This is a genomic window from Burkholderia sp. ZZQ-2 (assembly GCF_050768715.1).
GTDB classification, from domain to species: domain Bacteria; phylum Pseudomonadota; class Gammaproteobacteria; order Burkholderiales; family Burkholderiaceae; genus Burkholderia; species Burkholderia cepacia.
In genome coordinates this window covers 41,246-58,545 of the sequence record NZ_LDVA01000249.1, presented here as the reverse complement: position 1 = coordinate 58,545, position 17,300 = coordinate 41,246, and the positions used below count along the sequence as shown (strand labels likewise).

Below are 17,300 nucleotides of genomic sequence, written 5' to 3'. Positions count from 1 at the left end.
CCCGAACTGCGCGAAGCGAGCCCGCAGGCCGCGCTGCAACTGCTCGGCCTGCTGCAGCGCGATGCGCGCTTCATCGACTTCGTCGAGGAAGACATCGCCGGCTATGCGGACGCCGAGATCGGCGCGGCCGCGCGCCTCGTGCACGACGGCTGCCGTGCCGCGCTGCGCGAACACTTCACGATCGTGCCGGTGCGCGACGAAGCCGAGGGCAGCCGCGTGACGCTGCCGGCCGGTTTCGACGCGACGGCCGTGCGCGTGACGGGCAACGTGGTCGGCGCCGCGCCGTTCACGGGCACGGTCAGCCATCGCGGCTGGCGGGTGGCCGACGTGCGCCTGCCGAAGCTGACGGGCAGCCACGACGCCTCGGTCGTCGCACCGGCGGAGGTGGAACTGTGAGCGATCCGCGCTATTCGATCGGTATCGATCTCGGTACGACCCACTGCGCGCTGTCGTATGTCGACAGCGCCGCGAGCGACGGCGAAACCATCACGCAGCAGGTGCTGCCGATCGCGCAGCTCACCGCGCCCGGCGCGCTGGAGTCGCGCGACCTGCTGCCGTCGTTCCTCTACCTGCCGCATGAAAGCGAACTCACGCAGGGCGACCTGACGCTGCCGTGGACGGCCTCGCGCGCCTTCGCCGTCGGCGAGATGGCGCGCACGCGCGGCGCGGGCACGCCGATCCGCCTCGTGTCGAGCGCGAAGAGCTGGCTGTGCCACCCGGGCGTCGATCGCCGCGCGGCGATCCTGCCGAGCGATGCGCCGCCGGAAGTGTCGCGCGTGTCGCCGCTGGAAAGCTCGATCCGCTACCTGACGCACCTGCGCGAAGCGTGGGACCACGCGCATCCCGACGCGCCGTTCGCCGACCAGGACGTGACGGTCACGATCCCCGCGTCGTTCGACCCGGCCGCGCGCGAGCTGACGGCCGAGGCCGCCCGCGCCGCCGGCTACTCGCGGATGACGCTGCTCGAGGAGCCGCAGGCCGCGCTGTACAGCTGGATCCAGAAGAGCCAGGGCGGCTGGCGCAAGCAGGTGCAGGTCGGCGACCTGATCCTGTGCGTCGACGTCGGCGGCGGCACGACCGACCTGTCGCTGATCGCGGTGGTCGAGCGCGACGGCAATCTCGAGCTGCATCGCGTGGCGGTCGGCGAGCACATCCTGCTCGGCGGCGACAACATGGACCTCGCGCTGGCGCACGTCGTCGCGCGCAAGCTCGCGCAGCAGGGCACGCAGGCCGATCCGTGGCAACTGCGGGCGCTCACGTACGCATGCCGTTCCGCGAAGGAAACGCTGCTGTCCGATCCGTCGACCGACGCGGTGCCGCTCGTCGTGCCGAGCCGCGGCTCGAAGCTGATCGGCGGGTCGATCCGCACGGAGCTCACGCGCGCGGAACTCACGCAGACGATCCTCGAAGGCTTCTTCCCGCAGGTCGACGCAGCCGCGCGCCCGGTGAGCCGCGCACGCGTCGGCCTGACGCAGCTCGGCCTGCCGTATGCGCAGGATGCGGGCATCACGCGCCATCTCGCGGCGTTCCTCGGCCGCCAGGTCGCGGCGCTCGACTCGCTCGAGGGCGTGCAGCGCACGCTGCCGCAGGGCGCGACGTTCCTGCACCCGACTGCCGTGCTGTTCAACGGCGGCGTGTTCAAGTCGACGCTGCTCACGCAGCGCGTGCTCGATACGCTCAACAACTGGCTCGCTGCCGAAGGCGCGCCGCCCGCCCGCCTGCTCGAAGGCGCGGATCTCGATCTCGCGGTCGCGCGCGGCGCCGCGTACTACGGCTACGTGAAGCGCGGCCGTGGCGTGCGCATTCGCGGCGGCACGGCGCGTGCGTACTACGTCGCGATCGAATCGGCGATGCCCGCGGTGCCGGGGCTCGAGCCGCCGGTGCAGGCGCTGTGCGTCGCGCCGTTCGGCATGGAGGAAGGCTCGGACGCGGCGCTGCCGCCGCAGGAGTTCGGCCTCGTCGTCGGCGAACCGGTGCAGTTCCGCTTCTTCGGTTCGTCGGTGCGCCGCCAGGACCAGGTCGGCACGCTGCTCGACTACTGGTCGCCGGAGGAACTGCAGGAGCTCGAGGAAATCCAGGCGACGCTGCCGGCAGAAGGGCGCACCGTCGGCGAGGTCGTGCCCGTGAAGCTGCATGCACGCGTGACCGAAGCCGGCACGCTCGAACTCGAGGCGATCCCGAGCGGCACGAACGAGCGCTGGAAGGTCGAGTTCGACGTGCGCGGCGCCGCCTGAGCGCGATGAAGCGCTATACGGTCGGGATCGACCTCGGCACGAGCAATACGGTCGTCGCTTACGTCGAGGCCGGTTCCGACGCGATCCGCGTGTTCGACGTCGAGCAGCTGGTCGGCCCCGGCGCGGTGGCCGCGCAGCCGCTGCTGCCGTCGGTGCGCTATCACCCGGCGGCGGGCGAGCTGCCGCCGGACACGTTGCGGCTGCCGTGGACGGTCGCCGCGAAAGCAAACGCGAGCGCGGCCGCCGATCCGCCGGCCGTGATCGGCCGCTACGCGCGCACGCTCGGCGCGCAGGTGCCGGGCCGGCTCGTCACGAGCGCGAAGAGCTGGCTGTCGCACGCGTCGGTCGACCGGCTCGCGGCGATCCTGCCGTGGGGCGCGGCCGACGGCGTCGACAAGGTGTCGCCGGTCGACGCGAGCGCGAGTTATCTCGCGCACGTGCGCGATGCGTGGGACGCGCGTTTTCCCGATGCGCCGCTCGCGAAGCAGGACGTGATCCTGACGGTGCCTGCGTCGTTCGACGACGGCGCGCGCGCACTGACGGTCGAGGCCGCGCGACGCGCGAAGCTGCCCGCGCTGCGGCTGCTGGAAGAGCCGCAGGCCGCGTTCTACGACTGGCTGTACGGCCAGCGCGACACGCTGCGCGACACGTTCGCCGCCGCGCGGCGCGTGCTGATCTGCGACGTCGGCGGCGGCACGACCGACCTCACGCTCGTTGATGTCGCGCCGGGCGACGACGGCGAGCCCACCTTCACGCGTGTCGGCGTCGGCAACCACCTGATGCTCGGCGGCGACAACATGGACCTCGCGCTCGCGCGCCTGGTCGAGACGCGGCTGACCGAGCCCGGCACGCGGCTGTCGGCCGCGAGCCTGTCGCAGCTCGTCGAGCGCTGCCGTGCGGCGAAGGAGCGGCTGCTCGGCGACGATGCGCCGGCGTCGGTCACCGTCACGCTGCTCGGCGCGGGCAGCAGGCTCGTCGGCGGCGCGCGTTCGGCCGAGCTGACGCGGCAGGAAGTCGAGCAGATCGTCATCGACGGGTTCTTTCCGCAGGTCGAAGCCGGCGAGCTGCCGCGCCGTGCGCGTGCCGCGATCGTCGAATTCGGGCTGCCGTATGCGAGCGACGCGGCCGTCACGCGGCATGTCGCCGCGTTCCTGCAGCGCCATGCGGACGGCCCGGTGCCCGACACGCTGCTGCTCAACGGCGGCGTGTTCCGCGCTGGCGCGCTCGCCGGCCGTCTCGCGCAGACGCTCGGCGCATGGCGCGGCGCGCCGCTCGACGTGCTGCACAACGCGCATCCGGACGTGGCCGTCGCACGCGGCGCGGTCGCGTACGGGCTCGCGCGTGCCGGGCATGCGCCGCGCATCGGCGGCGGGTCCGCGCGCAGCTATTTCCTCGTGCTCGACGACGGCGCGGCCGATTCCGCCGCGCGCGGCGTCTGCCTGCTGCCGCGCGGTGCGGAAGAGGGCCGCGAGATCCGGCTCGACGATCGCACGTTCGCGTTGCAGCTCGGGCAGCCGGTGCGTTTTCACTTGATGTCGACCGTGGCCGAGACCCCGTACCGGCCCGGCGATCTCGTCGACCTCGACGGCGGCGATTTCGTGCGGCTGCCGCCGATCGCGACGGTCGTCGACGCGAAGGCGGGCGGCGACGCACGCGAAACGCCGGTGAAGCTCACCGCGTCGCTGACCGAGGTCGGCACGCTCGAGATGCATTGCATCGCGACCGACGATGCGGCGCGCCGCTGGAAGCTCGAATTCCAGTTGCGCGGCGATGCGCCGGTGCACGGCGACGACGCCGCGCCCGCGCGACATCCGCGGCTCGATCAGGCGATCGAGCTGATCGAGCGCTCGTTCGGCAGCAAGGCAGCAGGTGTCGCGCCGAAAGACACGCGCCGGTTGCGCGCACAACTCGAACAGGTGCTCGGCGCGCGTGAAGCGTGGGACGTCGCGCTCGCGCGCGAGCTGTTCGACGCGCTGCTCGCGCGCGCACGCCGCCGCCGCCGCTCGGCCGATCACGAGCGTGCGTGGCTGAACCTTGCCGGTTATTGCCTGCGTCCGGGTTTCGGTCATCCGCTCGATGCCTGGCGCATCGAGCAGCTGTGGCCGCTGTTCGACGACGGGATCCAGTACGTGACCGACGGGCAGGTGTGGTCGGAGTGGTGGACGCTGTGGCGGCGCGTGGCCGGCGGCCTCGACGACGATGCGCAGACGCAGGTACGCGACGCGATCGCGTTCCTCGAACCGTCCGACGACAAGCGGCGCAAGCTGCCGTTCGATCCGGGCAAGGTCGGCCCGGCCGACATGACGCGGCTGTCCGCGTCGCTCGAACGGCTGCCCGTCGAGCGCAAGGTCGAACTGGCCGAACGCCTGATCGCGCAATTGCAGAAGCCTGCCGAGCGTGCGCTGTGCGCGTGGGCGCTCGGGCGCATCGGTGCGCGCCGGCCGTTTTACGGCAGTGCGCACAGCGTCGTGCCGGCGGAAGTCGCCGGTGGCTGGCTCGATGCGCTGTTCGCGCTCGACTGGAAGCAGGTCGAGCCGGCCGCGTTTGCCGCTGCGCAGATTGCGCGGATGACCGGAGACCGTTCGCGGGATTTGCCGGACGTGACGCGCGACGCGGTAATCAAGCGCCTGTCGGCTGCGAATGCATCGTCGGCGTGGATCGACATGGTGCGTGAAGCGATCGCGTTCGACGAAGCCGACACGGTGCGCGTGTTCGGCGAGACGCTGCCGGCCGGGTTGAAGTTGCTGGCGGGGTGAGCGGCGCGCTGGGGCGACGGTATCGTCCGGATGCCTGAGCATGTCGTCGATGCTCACGGATTCGACGACCTAGAAAAAACGGCTGCCGATGCATCGGCAGCCGTTTTCGTTTGTACGGGGCGTGCGCCGGTCAGACCTGCGCCATCGCTTCACGCAACGATGCGGCCGACTCCACGGCGATCGCGTCCGGCGCAATGGCGCGCCGCGCGAGATGAATTCCCGCGAGCATGCAGCGTACCGACCCGCCGGCCAGCTCGATCGTCGGCACGTCGAGCGGCAGCAGCCGCGCGGAGCGCTCGATTACGGTGCGCTGGTCGCGCGTGAGGCAATCGAACGCGCGCCGCGACAGCGCGAGCACACGCCCGCCCTTGCCCGACAATTCCAGCGTATTGCCCGCGAAATTCGCGATCTGCGAGGGATCGAGCGCGATTACCGCGCGCCCCGTTTCGGTCAGGCGTTGCGCGATTTCGCCGCGACGCCGGCTGTCGGCGATCAGGTCGAGGCCCACCATCGCGAATTCGGTCGCGACGCTCATCATCACGTTCGTGTGATAGATCGCGCGCCCGTCGGCATCGGCCGTGTCGAAGCAGATCGGCTCGAAATTGAAGTGCGTGCAGAAGCGTTCGAGCGCGACCGGATCGGCGCGGCGCGAGCGCGCGGTGTAAGCGATCCGCGCGACGTGGTCGAGCACCATCGCGCCCGTGCCTTCGAGGAACACGTCGTCGTATTCGAGGCCCGAGTAGTCGATCACGTCCTGCACGCGATATTCGGCCTTCAGCATCTCGATCACGTCCGCGCGCCGCTCGCGGCGGCGGTTCGGGCTGTACATCGGATACAGCGCGATATGGCCGCCCGGGTGCGTGGAGAACCAGTTGTTCGGGAATACGGAGTCGGGCGTGTCGCGCTCGCCGTGGTCGTCGAATACATGCACGCGCACGCCCGCATCGGCGAGCGTCTGCGCGGCGGCCGTGACTTCGTCGCGCGCGGCGGCCGATACCGACGGCAGGTCGGGCGCGCCGTTGCCGGCCGTGCGCTGGAAGGCGTTGTCGGCAGCGGTCTGCGGGTTCGGCAGGAAGCGGTGCGGCCGGATCATCACGACGGCGGCCGGCGCCTGGATCGATACGAGATTCATGACAGGCAGGAACGAAGGGCAGAAAACGGGCGGCGCACCGGCCGCCCGGGCATCGCGGTCAGCGCGCGAACGCGGTGACGGCTTCGGTCACGTATGCCGCGTGACCCTGCGCGATCGCGGCCGGGTCGTCGATCAGCGCGAACAGGTTCTTCGGGTCGACGGCCGGCGGAATCAGCGCGATCTCGACGCCCGCGTTGTGCTGCTGCGCGAGCGCATAGAGGTAGCGCAGCGCCGAATAATCCTCGAGCGCGAAGCCGACCGAGTCGAACACCGTGACTTCGTCCGCGCGTTCGCGGCCAGTCGTCTCGCGTTGCAGCACGCGCCACAGCTCGGTGACGGGGAAGTCGGCCGGCATCTGCTGAATCTCGCCCTCGATGCGCGACTGCGGCTCGAATTCGACGAACACGCGGCCCGCATGCAGCACGCCCGCTTCGAGCTCGGTCTTGCCCGGGCAATCGCCGCCCACGGCGTTCAGGTGCATGCCGGGCTCGATCATGTCGGCCGTGACGATCGTCGCGTATGCCTTGTCGGCGGTGACGGTCGTCACGATGTCGGCGCCGCGCACGGCATCGGCGGTCGATGCGGCACGCACGACGCGCAGTGCCGGGTACGCGGCGAGGTTCCGCACGAGCTTGTCGGTCGCGCGCGGATCGACGTCGAACACGCGGATTTCGTCGATGCCGAGCAGCGTATGGAATGCGATCGCCTGGAATTCGCTCTGCGCGCCGTTGCCGATCAGCGCCATCGTGCGCGCGTCGGGGCGGGCGAGTACCTGTGCGGCGAGCACCGACGTGGCGGCCGTGCGCAGCGCGGTGGTGAGCGTGAGTTCGGCGAGCAGCAGCGGATAGCCGGTGTCGACTTCGGCGAGCGCGCCGAACGCCATCACCGTGTGCATCCCGCGCGCGGCGTTGACGGGGTGGCCGTTCACGTACTTGAACGCGAACAGCGATGCGTTCGCGACGGGCATCAGTTCGATCACGCCGTCGCGCGAGTGGCACGCGACGCGCGGCGACTTGTCGAAATCGGCCCAGTGCAGGTAATCGGCGCGCAGCGTGTCGACGAGTTCGCGCAGGAACGTCGTGACGCCGGTTTTGGCGATCAGTCGGGCGGTGGCGGGAACGTCGAGGAAGCGGGTCATGCGTCTGTCTCCATGTTCTCAGTGCCGGTACGGATGTCCCTGGCGTTCTGGTCGACCGGGCGGTGCTTCGGCGCGGCGCGGGCTTGCCGGAAAGCGGCGGCGCGGCGTGTCCGGCCGGTCGATACGTCATTATTTCCGCGAGTCGAGCCAACAAATAGACAGCAAAAGTGGCAGATTTATCGATAGACTTGGCAGAATGCCAGCCATATCCGGCAATTTGACAAGTTTCGCTGGCGCGGAATGCGCAGCCTCCGGCACGCTGGGGGCCGGTTCACGTTCAACAGGATGGTCCACCCATGATCACGCTCGACGATGTCGACCGGCAGCTCATCGCGCTGCTGCGCGACAACGCGCGACTGCCCGTCGTCGCGCTGGCGAAGGCATTGCGCGTCGCGCGCGCGACCGTGCAGAACCGGCTGACGCGGCTGGAGAAAAACGGCGTGATCGTCGGTTATACGGTGCGGCTCAAGCCGGCGGCGGAACGCCACCGGATCCGCGCGCTGATGTCGATCGCCGTGCAGGGCAACCGCGGCGCGGAAGTGGTGAAGGTGCTGCGCGGGCATCCGAACGTGACGTCGATCCACAGCACGAACGGGCGCTGGGATCTCGTCGCCGAGCTGCATGCCGATTCGCTCGAGCACTTCGATCGCGTGCTCGGCGCGATCCGGTTGATCGACGGGATCGCGAATACCGAGACGAGTATCTTGCTGTCGACGCACAAGGCGTGACGCGGGCGGCGCCTGCGTCAGCCCGTGTTCGGGTTGGGTCGGGCGTCAGGTGTCAGGCGAGTGGCGCCGGTTCCGGAAACACCGGCTCGCCTAGCGTCAGCATCAACCGGTTCGCCCACGCGAAGATCGCGACCGCGTGCGACAGGTCGAGAATCTCCTCATGGGTCAGCCCTTCGGCTTCCAGCGCGGCGACATCGCTCGCGTCGACCGTTTCGGGCCGCTCCGTCAGCGCGATCGCATAACGGACGATCGCGCGTTCGCGCGCCGTCGTGCCGGCCGTCGCCGGATCGTCGAATACCTGCTCGATCGCGTCGGTGCGTTTCGCGAGCTGCGCGAAGCGCTGCGCATGCACGGATGCGCAATACACGCAGCCGTTCACGCGCGACACGGCCGTGCTGGCGAGTTCGCGCTCGGCGCGCGACAGCCCGCCGGGGCCGTACATGATCGCGTTGAACACGCCCGAGCGCTGCCGCAGGATCTCGGGCAGGTGGACGAGCAGCAGGTAATAGTCGGACGTCTTCGCTTGCGGGTGGCTCGCGTCGAGCACGGCCAGCTGCTCGGGCGTCGCGGCATCGAGCGAAACGGTGTCGAGCCAGGCGCGCCAGCCGAGCGTGTCGGACGTGAAGCCGTGAGCGGTCGTCGTCATGCGGCCTCCGTTGCAGTACGTGCCTGAAGCGCCTGCGCGGCGACGGCGACGCGGAACTGGTACGCGACGAACGCCACGAGCTGCGACAGCGCGACGATCGCGGGCGTCGTGAGCCCGGCCGACTTCAGCGCGTCGAGATCGGACGGGCGCGCATCGACAGGGGCGAGCGTCAGCAGGCGTGCATGCGCAAGGATCGCGCCGATGCGTCGAGGCAGTGCGTCGAACGCATCGGCGTCCGCGCGTGCGATATCGTCGAGCGTGCCGCCCGCGTCGATCAGCCGTGCACGATAGGTGTCGGTCAATGCCGGCGCCTTCGACTTGTGCGCGACATACCGGGCCGTGTGCAGTCTTTCGATCAACGAAAGATCGGGCAGCGCGGGATCGAACAGGGCAGCCTCGCTCAGCCGCGTATGAAGCAGCACCTTTTCGCGCGCGCGGCGCAGTGCGGCGATCGCGCCGCCGTCGCGCAGGCCGGCCGCCGCATCGATCGTGTCCGGCGCATCGGCCGGCGTGATGGATTCAGTCATATCGTTCGGGATTCCTTGGTCGTCTATGGGGTCGATGGACGCGCGCTCATGCATCGGCGTCGCGCCATTCGTCGCCTTGCAGTTCCGCGTTCGCGTATGCGACGAGCGCGTCGTAGTGGCGATCGCGATCCGCGTCGAACAGCCGGCTCGCGATGCCGCGCGCGAGCCGCTCGGCGCCCGCGCTGATCGCCGGGATATCGCCGGACAGCTTGCCGTGGCTCAGGCTCGCCGCATGGTTGAAGCAATGGATTCGCGTGACGGCCGGGCATGCACCGGGCTCGCGTTCCTGGAACGAGAATGCGGGGCCGAGATCGGGCGATTCCGCGAGTTCGTCGAGCCACAAATCCGGCGCCGGCCGATAGCGATCCTTCCAGCGCCGCACGTGCGAGCCGAACGACGCGAATTCCGCGCGCGTCGTCCAGTCCGAATGAAAGCCCGTCGCGAAGATCAGGAAATCGACGGTGTAGCGCCCGCGCGGTGTCGTCACGTCGAGGCCGTCCGCATGTTCGGCGAGCGTCTCGATCGGGCTGCCCGCATGAAAATGCGCATGTTCGTGGCGCGACACGCGCAGCACGCTGTCGCGCGGCGGCGGTGTCTGCGACGTTAGCGCGTAGTGCATGAAGCGCCACTTCGTCGCGTCGTCGAGATCGGCGTAGCCGTGCACGAGGCCCGGGCTGCCGATGCCCGTCAGCTTGTTGATGCGCGGAATGTCCGCGCGGCGGAAAAACAGGTCGACGCGCGCGGCGCCGGCTTCGAGCGCGGTACCCGCGTTGTCGAACGCGGACGCGCCCGCGCCGACCACGCCGATGCGCTTGCCCGCGAGCGCCGCGAAGTCGATCGGCTCGGACGAATGGGCCCACCGCGCGCGCGGCGCGCGGTGCGCGACGGGCGGCACGTACGGGCCGCCGAGCCCGTCGCGGCCGGTCGCGAGCACCACATGCCGCGCGAGCAGCGTCTGCGCTTCGCCGTTGCCGCGCACGTCGAGCGCGAGCAGGCCGTCGTCGCGCGGGCGCAGCGCGACGAGCGTGGTGTCGTTGCGCACCGGCAGGTCGAGCACGTGCCGGTACCAGCGCAGGTAGTCCATCCATTGCGTGCGCGGAATCTTGTAGAGCGCGTCCCATGCGTCACGGCCGTATTGCGCTTCGAACCAGGCGCGGAACGTCAGCGCGGGCAGGCCGAGCGCGGGGCCCGCGAGCTGCTTCGGCGAGCGCAGCGTGTCCATCCGCGCGAACGTGACCCATGGTCCTTCGTAACCCGCCGGCGCGCGGTCGATCACGCACTGGTTGTCGATGCCGAGCAGGCGCAGTTCGGCGGCAGCCGCGAGCCCGGCCATGCCGCCGCCGACGATCGCGACATCGAGCACGCGTGTGCCGTCGGCCTCGCGCGGCGGCACCCACGACGGCGCGGGCAGGTCGAGCCAGCGCAGGTCTTGAGCGAGCCGGGTTTCGAGTGCGTGGAGTGCATCGGCGGGCATCGTCATGCGGCCTCCGGGCGCGTGCGGCGCGATCGTGCCGTGCGTGGCGGGCTTGCAGGACTTGAAGGACTTGAAGGACGTGACGGGCGCCCGGCACGCAGCCGGTCGCCGCGCAGCAGCGCGTCGTGCGCGGCGGCGTCGTGAAAGATCACGTCGTCGAGCAGTGTGCGCGTCGTCCGGTGCAGCGCGTCGAGCAGCGCATCGACGGCCGCCGTGCGCGCCTTGCCGGCCGGCGTCGCGACGCCGAACGCGAACGGGATGTCGACGTCGAGCGGGCGGGCGACGACGCCGTCCACCGGCAGTGCGACACCGGTGGCCGGATCGACGATGCCGATCCCGATGCCGGCACGCGCCGCCATCACCGCATTCAGCGACGCATTGGTTTCGATGAAGACGCGTGCGTCGACCCGCGCGGCCGCGAATGCCGCATCGATCCGCTGGCGCAGCCGGTGCCGGTTCGCGACCGTCACGATGCGGCGGCGCGCGAGATCGCGCAGCGCGATGCGCGGCTGCGCCGCGAGCGGGTCGCCGGCGGGCAGCACGGCGACGCAGGGCGTCTGCGCGATCCAGTGCACGTCGAGCCCCGCATGCGCCATCGGCAGCGTGACGACGCCGATGTCGGCCGTGCCGGCCAGCACCTCGTGCACGACATGCTCGGCCGATTCGCTGCGCAACTGGTAGTGCGGCGCCTGCGCGCCGTCGGGCAGCGCGGCGAGCGCGGCCGGCACGAGCGTCGCCGCGAGCGAAGGCGTCGCCGCGATGCGCACGGGTTCGGCGGTTTCGTCGCCGAGCGCCCGTGCGCGCGCCTCGATCGCACGCAGGCCGACCAGCGAGCGCTCGACTTCCTCGTAGAGCAGGAAGGCGCGCCGCGTCGGCGTGACGCGCGGGCCGTGCCGGTCGAACAGCGCGTAGCCGAGATCGGCTTCGAGCTCCTGGATCTGCCGCGTGACGGCCGGCTGCGAGCGGCCGAGCAGTTCGCCCGCGCCGGTCACGCTGCCGGCCGACATGACCGCGGAAAACGCTTCGAGTTGATGCAGCTCCATGACACCTTCCGATGATGCGATTTGCGCATTGTAGGAGTGTGAGCATGCGTGATTCATATAATGAATTTTGCTATCGACAGCGCGAAAACTGCGAAGCGCACGATCGTCGCGATGGCCGGAGGGGCGCGCGTGCGCGCCGGTGGCGACGCGTGACGTACAGGAAACGCCAATCGAATCAACGCGATGCGATGCATGCCGGCTCATCGCGCACGGCAGCGCGTGCGGGCGACCGTTCGCGGGCGTCGCCGGTTTCGCGCCGCGCCCGATATCGATATACGCAAAACTTCGTTGGATCGTCCTGAACCGGATGGTTACATGCCCTCACTCTTTTCGACTGACTGAAGCTGGGGGACGCATGAACGTTTCGGGGAACGACGCACGCGGCGCATGGCGGCGCGTGCTGGGCACGGTGGCGGCGCTCGCTGCCGCATGGGGCTTGTCGACGGGCGGCGCGCTCGCGGCGGGCGTATCGGGCGAGCCGGTGGTGGTCGGCGTGAGCGGGCCGCTCACGGGCCAGGACGCGCAATACGGCGAACAATGGAAGCGCGGCTTCGATCTCGCGCTCGACGAGATCAACGGCAGCGGCGGCATCCATGGCCGGCCGCTCGCGATCGACTTCCAGGACAGCCGCAGCGACCCGCGCCAGGCCGTCGCGATCGCGCAGAAGTTCGTCGCCGATCCGCGCATCGCGATCGAGCTGGGCGACTTCTCCAGCGCGACGTCGATGGCCGCATCGCCGATCTACCAGCGCGGGCAACTGATCCAGTTCGGCTTCACGAACTCGCATCCGGACTTCACGAAGGGCGGCGACTATCTGTGGAGCACCGCGCTGAGCCAGGCCGAGGAGCAGCCGCTGCTCGCGCGCTACGCGGTGAAGGAGCTCGGCTTCAAGCGGATCGCGGTGCTGTACCTGAACACCGACTGGGGCCGCACCAGCAAGGACATCTTCGCGAAGGCGGTGGCCGGGCTCGGCGCGCAGGTCGTCGCGGCCGAAGGCTATCAGCCGGCGGAGAAGGATTTCCGTTCGACGCTCGTGCGCATCGGCGAATCGAAGCCCGATTCGATCGTGCTGATCTCGTACTACGCGGACGGCGCGCAGATCGTGCGGCAGGCGCGCACGTCGGGCGTCACGCTGCCGATCGCGGCGGTCGGCTCCGTGTATTCGCCGAAATTCCTCGAGCTGGGCGGCGCGGCCGTCGACGGCGTCTATACGGAATCGAACTTCTTCCCGGCCGAGCCGCGCCCCGAGGTGCAGGCGTTCGTGCGGCGCTATCGCGCGAAATTCCATGCCGATCCCGATTCGTTCGTCGCGCGCGCATACGACGCGCTGATCCTGTCGGCGGAAGTGCTGCGCCGCTACGGCACGACGCGCCAGGCCGCGCACGACGGCTTCGCGAAGATCAGCGACGTGCCGAGCGTGATCTTCGGCAAGGTGCGCTTCGATCCGCAGACGCGCCGCGTCGCGGGCGCGCGCACCGTGTATCTCGTCGTGAAGCAGGGGCAGTGGGCGCTGTGGGACGGCGCGAAACCGCAGCTCGCCGCGCGCTGACCCTGAACCGCATGCACGTGACGGACGCATCGTGATGGCTTCCTGGCTCGACTACACGCTCAACGGCCTCATCGTCGGCAACATCTACGCGTTGCTCGCGGTCGGGCTCGCGTTGATCTTCGGCGTGTCGCATCTGATCAACTTCGCGCACGGCTCGGTGTACATGGTCGGCGCATTCATCGGCTGGCTGTGCCTGACGCGCTTCGGGCTGCCGCTGCCGGTCGCGCTCGCGGCGGTCGTCGTCGGCTGCGGCGCGCTCGGCGTCGCGATCGAGCGGATCGGGTTGCGGCCGCTGCGCCACGCGGCGCGCATCGCGCCGCTGCTCGCGACGATCGGCATCAGCTTCATCCTCGACCAGCTCGCGCAGCTCGCCTTCGGCGCGGACCCGCGCGCGGTGCCGACGCCGCTGCCGGACTGGCATCTGCGCATTGCCGGCGCGACGTTGGGCTCGCTCGACCTGCTGATCGCGGGCATCGGCATCGCGGCGGCCGCGCTGCTGTACGGCTTCCTGCGTTTCACGCGGCTCGGCTGGGCCGTGCGCGCGACCGCGCAGGATCGCGACGCGGCGCTGCAGATGGGCGTGGACGTCGACCGCGTGAACCAGACCGTGTTCGCGATCGCATGCGCGCTCGGCGGCGTGAGCGGGCTGCTGGTCGGCATGTACTACAACAGCATCGATCCGGCGATGGGCTTCCAGGCGACGCTGAAGGGCGTGGTCGCGCTGCTGATCGGCGGGCTCGGCAACGTGCCGGGCGCGATCGCCGGCAGCCTGCTGCTCGGCCTCGTCGAGAGCTACGGCGTCGCGCTGTTCGGCACGAGCTACCGCGACCTGTTCGCGTTCGGGCTGCTGATCGTGTTCCTCGTGTGGCGGCCGAACGGCCTGTTCAGCGCGAACCGCGCGCTGCCGCCCGAACCGATGACGGGCACCTTCCTCGCGGCCGCGAAGGCCGTACGCGTGCCGCGTCCGGTGCTCGTCGCGCTGATTGCATTGGCCGCCGTGCTGCCGTGGCTCGGCGCGTCGCCGTACGTGCTGCAGACGCTGACCAACGCGTGGCTGTACGGGCTGCTCGCGCTGAGCCTCACGCTCGTCGCGGGCACGGTCGGGCAGATCTCGCTCGGCCACGCGGCGCTGCTCGTGATCGGTGCGTATGCGTCGGCGCTGCTGTCGTCGGATCTCGGCTGGTCGCCGGCCGTGACGATCCCGTGCGCGGGTGTCATCACGGCCGTGCTCGGCACGCTGCTCGTCTATCCGGCGTTTCGCCTGCGCGGGCACTACGTGTCGATCGCGACGCTCGGCATCGGCGAAGTGGTGAGCCTCGTGATCCTGAACTGGGATGGCCTCACGCGCGGCCCGCTCGGCATCACCGGCATCGCGCCGCTGCCGTGGGCGAGCACCGCGCGCGCCGTGTACTGGTTCACGTTCGCGGTGCTCGTCGGGTTCGCACTCGTGCAGGTGCGGCTGCTGCGCTCGCATCTCGGCCGCACGCTGCGCGCGGTGCGCGAGGATGACGTCGCCGCGCGTGCGCACGGCATCGCGCCGAACCGCTACAAGGCGATCGCATTCGCGGTCGGCGGCGTCGCGGCCGGTGTGAGCGGCGGCATTGCCGCGCACCTGTACAGCTACATCAATCACCAGACCTTCGATTCGCAGGTGTCGATCCTCGCGCTGACGATGGTGATCCTCGGCGGGCTCGGCAACGTGCTCGGCGGCATCGCGGGCGCGATCGCGCTGATCGGGCTGCCGGAGCTGTTCCGCTGGGCGGCCGATTACCGGATGCTGATCTACGGCCTCGTGCTGCTGCTGCTCGTCCGGTTCCGGCCGCAGGGCCTGCTGGGTACGGTGTGAGGAGGCATGCGATGACCATCAATCGACCCTTGCTCGACGTGCAGGGCCTGACGCGCCGCTTCGACGGCGTGACCGCGCTCGACGGCGCGAGCCTGACGCTCGCCGACGGCGAACTGTTGAGCGTGATCGGCCCGAACGGCGCGGGCAAGTCGACGCTGTTCAACCTGATCGCGGGCGCCGACCGGCCCGACGCCGGCCGCGTGACGTTCGACGGCCGCGACATCACGGGCACCGCGCCCGAACGCCTCGCGGCGCTCGGCATCGCGCGCACGTTCCAGCACGGCCGCGTGTTCGGCAACCTGAGCGTGCTCGACAACGTGCTGATCGGCGCGCATGCGCGGCTGCGTGCGGCGCGGCCGGGCTGGCCTGCACTCGGTGCGGCTGCCGAAGTGCTGCGCGCGCTCGTGCGGCCCGCGTCGGTGCGACGCGAGGAAGCCGCGCTGCGCGACGAGGCGCGCGACATCATCGCCGGGTTCGGCGAACGGCTCACCCCGCGCATCGATCATCCGGCGCACAGCCTGTCGTATGCGAACCGGCGGCGCGTGGAGATCGGCCGCGCGCTGGCGCTGCATCCGCGCTTGCTGCTGCTCGACGAACCGACGGCCGGGATGAACGAGACGGAGACGGCCGAGATGCTGCAACTGATCCAGTCGCTGAAGGCGCGCGGCCTGACGATCCTGCTGATCGAGCACAAGCTCGAACTCGTGATGCGCGTGTCCGACCGCGTGATGGTGCTCGACAACGGCGTGAAGATCGCCGAAGGCGCGCCGCGCGACGTGCGGCACGATCCTCGCGTGATCGAGGCGTACCTCGGCCGCCGCCATGCGGGCGGCACGCCGGCCGACCGCGCGGCGCAGGCAGCCGCATGAGCGCAACTTCTTCCGGATTGCAAACGACCATGACCGATGCGCTGCTGAAACTCGAACACCTCGACACGTTCTACGGGCCGGTGCAGGTGCATTTCGACGTGAACTTCGAAGTCGGCCGAGGGCAGATCGTCAGCCTGCTCGGCGGCAATGCGAGCGGCAAGTCGACCACGATGAAGCTGATTCTCGGGTTGATGCGGCCGAAGCGCGGCGTCGTGCGCTTCGACGGCGACGACGTGACGGCGCTCGCGACGCCGCAGCGCGTGCGGCGCGGGATCGCGGCCGTGCCCGAGGCGCGGCGGCTGTTCGGCGACATGAGCGTGCGCGAGAACCTGCTGATGGGCGCGTACACGCGCGGCGACCGCGCGGCGGTGGCCGAGGACTACGAACGCGTGCTCGACCTGTTTCCCCGGGTGCGCGAGCGGCTGACGCAGCGCGCGGGCACGCTGTCGGGCGGCGAGCAGCAGATGCTGGCGATGGCGCGGGCATTGATGGCGCGGCCGAAGCTGATCTGCATGGACGAGCCGACGATGGGGCTGTCACCGCTCTATGTCGACAAGGTGCTCGAACTGATCGACGCGATCAACAAGCAGGGCGTGACCGTGTTCATGGTCGAGCAGAACGCGAGCCTCGCGCTGGAGATCGCGCATTACGGGTATGTCCTGCAAACGGGGCGCGTCGTGCTCGAAGGGCAGGCCAAGGCGCTGCTCGACGACGAGCGCGTGCGCGATGCGTATCTCGGTGGCGAGGCGGTGGCGGCGTAGCGGGCGAGGCTGATGGCGGTGCCCGGATCCGGCCTCGCGAAAAACTGCGAGGTACACCGAATTGTCAGGTAGATTACGCGCAGTCGCCATTACCGCCACCGGGAGCGCCGCGCCATGTTGACCTACGCCATTCAGAAAACCGGCTACGACTACACTCAACTCGACCCTCAGGGCGCGACCGACTACGCATCGTTCACGCGTGCCTTCGACACGTTCCCGTGGGCGGCGCAGCACGCCGAATGGGACGACACGCAGGAAGGGCCGTTGCCCGCGCTCGTGCTGCAGCACGCCGACGATCAGCGCGAATTGTGGGTGACCGCGCTGAGCGACGCGCATGCGGACGGCTTCCAGTTGAATGCCGTTTCGATGCGGATGAAGAAGGGGCTGTTCGGGATCGGCAAAGGCAAGCTGGAACGGCATGTCGACACGATCGACGTCGACACGCGCGCGGAAGTCGACACATTGTGCCGGCTGTTCTGCGATCGTCGGTATGACGAGCTGGACCAGTTGGTCGCGCGGCATGCGGAGCGGAACCGCCTCGACGACAACGACGACGACTGAGCGCCTGCCGCGCCCGATCCGGCACCGGTCCGTCCG

Annotated in this window: 15 protein-coding genes; 9 read left to right on the top strand and 6 right to left on the bottom strand. The window is 70.0% G+C overall.

Going from position 1 to position 17,300, the window contains the following annotated elements:
- The 3 genes from ABY44_RS17600 to ABY44_RS17590 form a co-directional block, all read left to right on the top strand.
- On the top strand, positions 1–396 hold a 396-nt coding region (locus tag ABY44_RS17600), incomplete at its 5' end, for a DUF2760 domain-containing protein (RefSeq protein WP_431641468.1).
- Positions 393–2,234, top strand: coding sequence for an Hsp70 family protein (locus ABY44_RS17595; RefSeq protein ID WP_059693735.1), 1,842 nt, complete (start codon positions 393–395; stop codon positions 2,232–2,234). The genes ABY44_RS17600 and ABY44_RS17595, both read left to right, overlap by 4 nt.
- A gap of 5 nt (positions 2,235–2,239) precedes the next feature.
- The gene (locus tag ABY44_RS17590) at positions 2,240–4,990 is read left to right on the top strand and encodes an Hsp70 family protein (RefSeq protein WP_060171385.1); all 2,751 of its coding nucleotides are present in this window, start codon (positions 2,240–2,242) and stop codon (positions 4,988–4,990) included.
- A gap of 130 nt (positions 4,991–5,120) precedes the next feature.
- Here ABY44_RS17590 and ctlX read toward each other — a convergent pair whose 3' ends face one another.
- Positions 5,121–6,122, bottom strand: a complete 1,002-nt coding sequence (ctlX, locus tag ABY44_RS17585) for a citrulline utilization hydrolase CtlX (RefSeq protein WP_060171384.1) — start codon at positions 6,120–6,122, stop codon at positions 5,121–5,123.
- A 58-nt stretch (positions 6,123–6,180) separates the two neighbouring features.
- Positions 6,181–7,260 carry an ornithine cyclodeaminase gene (locus ABY44_RS17580; RefSeq protein WP_060171382.1) on the bottom strand — a complete coding sequence of 360 codons (1,080 nt, stop codon included), beginning with the start codon at positions 7,258–7,260 and terminating at the stop codon, positions 6,181–6,183.
- 296 nt (positions 7,261–7,556) lie between these two features.
- Between ABY44_RS17580 and ABY44_RS17575 the strand changes: the two genes are divergently transcribed.
- Positions 7,557–7,988 (top strand): Lrp/AsnC family transcriptional regulator, encoded by a 432-nt coding sequence (locus tag ABY44_RS17575; RefSeq protein ID WP_027790799.1) that lies wholly within the window; start codon positions 7,557–7,559, stop codon positions 7,986–7,988.
- Positions 7,989–8,040: 52 nt separating this feature from the next.
- Here ABY44_RS17575 and ABY44_RS17570 read toward each other — a convergent pair whose 3' ends face one another.
- Genes ABY44_RS17570 through ABY44_RS17555 form a run of 4 tightly spaced genes read right to left on the bottom strand, consistent with a single transcriptional unit; the run spans position 8,041 to position 11,678 of the window.
- Positions 8,041–8,634, bottom strand: coding sequence for a peroxidase-related enzyme (locus ABY44_RS17570; RefSeq protein WP_060171380.1), 594 nt, complete (start codon positions 8,632–8,634; stop codon positions 8,041–8,043).
- The gene (locus ABY44_RS17565; RefSeq protein ID WP_060171378.1) at positions 8,631–9,161 is read right to left on the bottom strand and encodes a CMD domain-containing protein; all 531 of its coding nucleotides are present in this window, start codon (positions 9,159–9,161) and stop codon (positions 8,631–8,633) included. Before ABY44_RS17565 ends, ABY44_RS17570 begins: the two co-directional genes overlap by 4 nt.
- A 46-nt stretch (positions 9,162–9,207) precedes the next feature.
- Positions 9,208–10,641: a flavin-containing monooxygenase gene (locus tag ABY44_RS17560; protein WP_060086396.1), complete on the bottom strand. Its 1,434-nt coding sequence runs from the start codon at positions 10,639–10,641 to the stop codon at positions 9,208–9,210.
- Complete coding sequence (locus ABY44_RS17555) at positions 10,638–11,678, bottom strand: LysR family transcriptional regulator (protein ID WP_060171376.1); 1,041 nt, start codon at positions 11,676–11,678, stop codon at positions 10,638–10,640. The genes ABY44_RS17560 and ABY44_RS17555 overlap by 4 nt, the downstream gene beginning before the upstream one ends.
- A 355-nt stretch (positions 11,679–12,033) precedes the next feature.
- Here ABY44_RS17555 and ABY44_RS17550 point away from each other — a divergent pair, with 355 nt between their 5' ends.
- The 5 genes from ABY44_RS17550 to ABY44_RS17530 all read left to right on the top strand — a co-directional run bounded on the left by ABY44_RS17550 (position 12,034) and on the right by ABY44_RS17530 (position 17,264).
- Positions 12,034–13,227 carry an ABC transporter substrate-binding protein gene (locus ABY44_RS17550; protein ID WP_060171374.1) on the top strand — a complete coding sequence of 398 codons (1,194 nt, stop codon included), beginning with the start codon at positions 12,034–12,036 and terminating at the stop codon, positions 13,225–13,227.
- Positions 13,228–13,261: 34 nt separating this feature from the next.
- On the top strand, positions 13,262–15,073 hold the full coding sequence (locus ABY44_RS17545; RefSeq protein ID WP_060171372.1) for an ABC transporter permease: 1,812 nt from the start codon (positions 13,262–13,264) through the stop codon (positions 15,071–15,073).
- A gap of 11 nt (positions 15,074–15,084) precedes the next feature.
- Positions 15,085–15,942: an ABC transporter ATP-binding protein gene (locus tag ABY44_RS17540; protein WP_059693745.1), complete on the top strand. Its 858-nt coding sequence runs from the start codon at positions 15,085–15,087 to the stop codon at positions 15,940–15,942.
- On the top strand, positions 15,939–16,703 hold the full coding sequence (locus tag ABY44_RS17535) for an ABC transporter ATP-binding protein (protein ID WP_060171370.1): 765 nt from the start codon (positions 15,939–15,941) through the stop codon (positions 16,701–16,703). Before ABY44_RS17540 ends, ABY44_RS17535 begins: the two co-directional genes overlap by 4 nt.
- Before the next feature lie 114 nt (positions 16,704–16,817).
- Positions 16,818–17,264 carry a hypothetical protein gene (locus ABY44_RS17530; RefSeq protein WP_060171368.1) on the top strand — a complete coding sequence of 149 codons (447 nt, stop codon included), beginning with the start codon at positions 16,818–16,820 and terminating at the stop codon, positions 17,262–17,264.
- Positions 17,265–17,300: the final 36 nt, after the last annotated feature.